This is a genomic window from Cupriavidus sp. 01L415, from assembly GCF_056400065.1.
The window spans coordinates 1-1911 of record NZ_JBFTSP010000070.1; the positions used below are offsets into that span (position 1 = coordinate 1).

The window sequence follows — 1911 nt, forward strand, 5'->3', positions numbered from 1 at the left end:
CAGAGTGCGCGGCAAGCCTCGGCCTTCAGGCCGGGGAAGGATAGCGCGGACGCCGCAGGCGTCCTTTGGGGCGGTCAGTGTGGCGTTTGCTGTTGCTCAATGTACTGGCGGATGATTTCAATGGGTGCACCACCACAGCTACCGGCAAAGTAGGATGGCGACCACAGGGCGCGGCCCCACAGTTTCTTGCGGATACTCGGGTAATTCTTCTTGCGGATCATCCGGCTAGACACGCCCTTGAGGCTGTTCACCAGTGCCGAGACGGCCATCTTTGGCGGGTAGTTCACCAGCACATGGACGTGATCGTCCTCGCTGTCGAATTCCACCAGTTCCGCCTCGAAGTTGGCACAGACGCTGGCAAAGATGCCGCGCATGTTGTCGAGTATTTCCTTGGCGAACATTTCGCGGCGATATTTGGTCACGAAAGACCAAATGTACGTGCATCAGGAAAATGCAGTGGCGGCCGTGCCGAATATCTTTGTCGTTGCTCATCGACCAAAATATACTGTGGGGATGCAGCGCCTCCAAGCCTTCAAATACGAAATGATGCCGACCGGCGAACAGCAGCGCCAGATGCGCCGCTTCGCGGGTTCCTGCCGGTTCGTGTTCAACAAAGCGCTGTCGTTGCAGATGGAGCGCTATGGGCACGGCGAGAAGAAGCTCGGCTATGCCGGGCTGTGCAAGTTGCTCACCGAATGGCGCAACGGTTCGGAGACACCTTGGCTCAAGGATGCGCCAACGCACCCGTTGCAACAGACGCTCAAGGATTTGGAACGGGCCTACGCAAACTTCTTCGCCAAGCGGGCGGACTTCCCGCGCTTCAAGAAGAAAGGGCAGTCCGACAGCTTCCGCTATCCCGATCCCAAACAGATCAAGCTCGATCAGGGCAACAGCCGTATCTTTTTGCCCAAGCTGGGCTGGCTGCGTTACCGGGACAGCCGGGATGTGCTGGGCGCGGTGAAGAACGTCACCGTCAGCCTGTCGTGCGGCAAATGGTTCGTGTCGATCCAGACCGAGCGGGAGATCGAGCAGCCATTGCCACAAGCCACGACAGCGGTCGGCATCGACATGGGCATCGCCCGCTTCGCCACGCTCTCGGACGGCACGTTCTATGCGCCGCTCAACAGTTTCAAGCAGCACGAGGCCGCGCTGCGCCGTGCGCAGCAGGCCATGAGCCGCAAAGTGAAGTTCAGCAGCAACTGGAAGAAGGCCAAGGCCCGCGTCCAGCGTATCCATTCCCGCATCGGCAACGCCCGCCGCGACTACCTGCACAAAGCCACGACCACGATCAGCCAAAACCACGCGATGGTGTGCATCGAGGACTTGCAGGTACGGAACATGTCCAAATCGGCAGCGGGCACTACCGAGAAACCGGGTAAGAACGTTCGGGCCAAATCCGGCCTGAACAAATCCATCCTCGACCAAGGCTGGTTCGAGTTCCGCCGCCAACTATCGTACAAGCTCGCGTGGAACGGCGGCTGGCTTATTGCCGTGCCGCCGCAGAACACGAGCCGGACGTGCCCGTGCTGCGGGTATGTGTCAGCGGAAAGCCGGCAGACGCAAGCGCAGTTCCGGTGCGTCGAGTGCGGTTTCGAGGAAAACGCCGATGTGGTTGGCGCAATCAATGTTTTAAGGGCGGGACACGCCCTGTTCGCCTGTGAAGTGAGCGATGCCGTCAGGTCGCCAGCAGCAGGAACCCACCGAAGCGACTCATTCAGGCTCGATGCCGGGATGCGCGCCGCAGGAATCCCCCGCCTTTAGGCCTGAGCTTTACCCACAAGCTTGGCTCGCTATCCCGAATTAAAGATACGGAACATCTCTGTGATTTCGTGCAAGACGAGGAAGCCTCGCCAGATGACGGTAGCGCCGGGCGGAGGATCGTTGCGGCGATTCAGGTAGCCGCCAAGGGTG

1 protein-coding gene and 1 pseudogene are annotated in these 1911 nt (G+C 59.9%); one reads left to right on the forward strand and one right to left on the reverse strand.

The genetic code is table 11. The annotated features are described in order from the left end of the window. Positions 1-74: 74 nt before the first annotated feature. Positions 75-492 (reverse strand): annotated as a pseudogene (gene tnpA, locus AC1DOX_RS30870) (IS200/IS605 family transposase). Here tnpA and AC1DOX_RS30875 point away from each other — a divergent pair. Then, complete coding sequence (locus AC1DOX_RS30875) at positions 433-1761, forward strand: RNA-guided endonuclease InsQ/TnpB family protein (protein ID WP_441624647.1); 1329 nt, start codon at positions 433-435, stop codon at positions 1759-1761. The pseudogene tnpA and the gene AC1DOX_RS30875 sit on opposite strands and share 60 nt — an antisense overlap. Positions 1762-1911: the final 150 nt, after the last annotated feature.

Bases quoted from the DNA above. Each gene is read 5' to 3' on its own strand.
- AC1DOX_RS30875 (WP_441624647.1), top strand. From the start codon at position 433: ATGTACGTGCATCAGGAAAATGCAGTGGCGGCCGTGCCGAATATCTTT.